At 38.1% G+C, this 3,887-nt stretch carries 3 protein-coding genes; all 3 read right to left on the reverse strand.

Annotated elements, in window-relative coordinates:
* Positions 1 to 820 precede the first annotated feature (820 nt).
* On the reverse strand, positions 821 to 1,348 hold the full coding sequence (locus ACFIO3_RS02260; RefSeq protein WP_375609082.1) for a DUF6101 family protein: 528 nt from the start codon (positions 1,346 to 1,348) through the stop codon (positions 821 to 823).
* Between the two features lie 227 nt (positions 1,349 to 1,575).
* Positions 1,576 to 2,985: an FAD-binding oxidoreductase gene (locus tag ACFIO3_RS02265; RefSeq protein ID WP_375614430.1), complete on the reverse strand. Its 1,410-nt coding sequence runs from the start codon at positions 2,983 to 2,985 to the stop codon at positions 1,576 to 1,578.
* Between the two features lie 2 nt (positions 2,986 to 2,987).
* On the reverse strand, positions 2,988 to 3,887 hold a 900-nt coding region (locus ACFIO3_RS02270), incomplete at its 5' end, for an L-threonylcarbamoyladenylate synthase (RefSeq protein ID WP_375704072.1).

Here is a 3,887-nt window from a genome sequence, read left to right on the forward strand (position 1 = left end):
AAAATCCTGAAGAAAAACATATATACTATCATTTCTTTTATCTATCGCGTTTTTTAATGAAATTCCGCTTTTACGAAAAATAAAATGCCCAAAAAAGATAGTTATGTTATTCACATACAAATTCTTAAACAATATCTCTCATGCTCATCACTCCCATTTTACGACACTACCTGCAAATAGTATAAATCCATTCTGCCATCTTTCTGGAATAAAGATAAAAACCGATACCATCTTTGTATTTTCCAACTCTCAATATTACGATAACCCTTTCTATCTAAATGATTTTGATTATAAAAGAGAGATGAAATAAGAATGTTCTGCAATATTCAAAGCTCTCATTCAAAATGGAGAAATGATTTATTAAAAAAAATTTAAAAACACTTCCAGTAATTTTCTGATGTTTTAATAATGTGGCAAAAACCCAAAATTATACCGCAAAAAACAGTTTCTATTGGTACAAAAGCCGTTTTCACCTCTCCGAAAAAAGCGTTTTACATAATAGATTCCTGCTGCCAATGTATGGTGTCAAAAAACTCTCATTTACAATCATTGACTTCCTCTTTGTTTTCAAGAACCAAAAGTCACACCAAATCCCGTCTGTAAAAGTCTGGATTCTCATTGAGCGGGGTCCTCTTGCTTCCCACTCATATGCTGCACTTACACAAAGACCTACAAGCAAACTTAAGAATATTCGCCATATCTTCTAAAAACACTTCATGTGTGAAGTTTACACCCCTTATGTTACCGCCCCAAACAACGATGTTTTACGGCACAACAAGATAAATGCTGATGGTAGTACAACAATGAATGCATATTAATATCACTGGAGTGCGATTCGATTCGCAATCACCAAACGCAAGCCGAACGGATTGCTATAACGAAGTAAAAAACGCTTTTGTCTAGAATACGATGTTGTACCAAAAAATCGATGTAAATCAGAACGATCTTTTACAACCAGAATGCGATTATCTTCATTGATCATAAGCATGGGAAGGCCATAAGTATCCGCCCATAACCGCCAATCCAGAAGAACATTATTCAAATCTCTGGAAACCAAAAGCGGTATACAAGCTTCCTCATCTGCATGAAGTAATTCTAATGCAACAGCTCTTTCTCCTGAACGCGTTTTTACGGTACGTGCTGCAATTCCTTGAAAATGATAAGGAGGTATTAAATGCGATAAGCTTGAAGGCATATCCGTTTTAAAAGAAACACCACGCTCATTTAACGAACAAATTACCTTATTGCCCGTTTTGGATGAAAAATATGTCGTAGTTTGTGGCAAATGGCACGGATCTAACCGAAATTCAAGCACCGCTTTTGCCTGATTAAAGCATTGATTAGCCATATACATTATCCCAATTTATCTTAAATAACATACACCCTTTAGCAGCTTTTTCTCATTGGATTATTAAAAGTTTGAATAAAAAACAACTGGTTTCTTTTTTGGTTATTAAAATCTAAACAAATTAGCAGCTTTTTCTCATTGGATTATTAAAAGTTTGAATAAAAAACAACTGGTTTCTTTTTTGGTTATTAAAATCTAAACAAAAATGCATGATCACCATTCTTGAATTATAATACTTTTCCAGGATTCATTATCCCTAAAGGATCGAGCGTTTTTTTAATCCCTTGCATAATATCCAATGCGACAGGCGATTTAAAAGAACGAAGTTCTTCGCGCTTAAGCTGACCAATTCCATGCTCAGCAGAAAATGCACCTTTATAATTCATCACTAAACTATGAATGCGATGGTTCATTGTTGACCATAACTGCAAAAATACTGTCGTATCAGCCCCTACAGGTTGTGTAACATTATAATGCAAATTTCCATCACCCATGTGTCCAAAACAAACCACCCTTGCTCCTGGAGAAATATCTTCAACAATAAGTGCAGCTTCAGCAATAAAATCAGGAATGGAAGCAAGCGGTACTGCAATATCGTGCTTAATAGATCCTCCCGCCAACTTTTGTGCCGATGATATACTTTCTCGTAATTGCCAAAAAAAATCTTGCTGTTTTAAAGATTGCGCAATAACTGCATCTTCTATCACCGCATTCTTTAAAGCTTCTTCTAAAATACTACTCAATACCGATAACGCCTCATCATTGCCTTGCAACGATGAAATGTTCATTAATACATACCATTCATGTTTCTGCTGGAGAGGAGGCTTCTCACACATCTTATAATCTAAAGCCATTTGCAAACTGAGCTTTGACATAAGCTCAAAACCTGTCAACATCCCTCCTCCATATTCTTGAGCCAGAGATAAAAACTCTAAAGCTTTCGCCGGACTATATAATCCCACCAAGGCAACTGCTTTTCCTTTTATTTTTGGAAAAATCTTCAAAACGGCTGCGGTTATAACACCCAATGTGCCTTCTGCACCAATAAAAAGATTTTTTAAATCGTAACCGCTATTGTCTTTTTTAACAAAACGCAAATCATCTAAAATACGCCCGTCCGGTAAAACAACTTCCAAACCAAGACAAAGATCACGCATATTGCCATAAGCCAAAACAGCTGTCCCTCCAGCGTTTGACGAAAGATTTCCCCCTACTTGGCAAGAACCTTCAGATGCCAAAGAAAGAGGGAAAAAACGACCTGATTCATCCACTTTTTTCTGCAAATCCTGTAAAATAACACCAGCCTCTACAACAACAAAATTTCCTTCAAGATTTATAGCTCTAATCTTATTTAATCGCTCCATGGATAAAAGAACGCCCTCTCCTCTTTCATCTGGTTGCTGTCCCCCCACAAGCCCTGTATTCCCCCCCTGTGGTACAATCGGTGTGTGCGTTTTGCTCGCTAACTGCATAATCGATGAGACCTCTGCGCAAGAAGATGGACGTAAAAGTAAAGGTGTTTTTCCATGAAAAAGCCCACGCTCTTCAAGCAAATACGGTGCAATCAACGTCTGATCTGTTACAGCATGCTTGGCTCCAACAATTTCCCTAAACCCCTCAATTAATTCCTGCTCCATATTCATTTCTCCTTTGGAGCCGCAGCCCGTATAAGACGATCATTGATAGCCTCTCCTAATCCGTATGATGGAATAGGTTCTACTGCGATACATCTCACTTTAAATGAATCTAATTCCTTCATATATTGAAATAAATGAGAGGCTGCCTCTTCCAATTTTCCATCTTCGCTAAGGTTTAAAATAGAAACAGCATTTTCAGCCCCCATAACACGCTTTGAACCAAATGCTAAAAGCGCTTCACCACTTTCCACCTTTTCTACATTCAAACGAACCGTGGCATTGGGAGCATAATGCGACTTTAACATCCCAGGAGCTTCAATTGCCGCCCTTTGATCTATCCGTTTTAAAGGCTTCCCCACAACTTCTTCAATTTCATCAGCCGCAAGCCCCCCTGGACGCAAAAGATAAATATTTTCACCACAAATCTTAATAATCGTTGATTCAAGCCCTATTCTAGAAAATCCTCCATCCAATATCAAAGAAACAGATTCCCCCAAAGATGCAAAAACAGCCTCAGCGGAAGTAGGACTAAGACGTCCTGATTGATTCGCACTAGGAGCAGCAAGTGGGCGTCCAAAATATTGTACAACTTCCGCAAAACGACTGTCTGGAAAACGAATAGCCAATGTATTCAAACCGGCAGTCGTTAAAGGATGGATATTATGCTGTTCCTTTAAAGGCAAAACCAATGTCAAAGGTCCTGGCCAAAATTCCTCCATTAATTGGCGTGAAAGAAAGTCGATTTTAACATAACGTTCCGCCATTTCGATGCCGCTGACATGCGCAATAAGAGGATTAATTTGCGGACGACCCTTTGTAGAATAAATAGAAGAAATTGCCCTCCCATTGGTCGCATCGCCTGCTAATCCATAAACAGTTTCCGTTGGTAACGCTACTAACTT

It is taken from the genome of Bartonella sp. AD328YNZD (genome assembly GCF_042196425.1).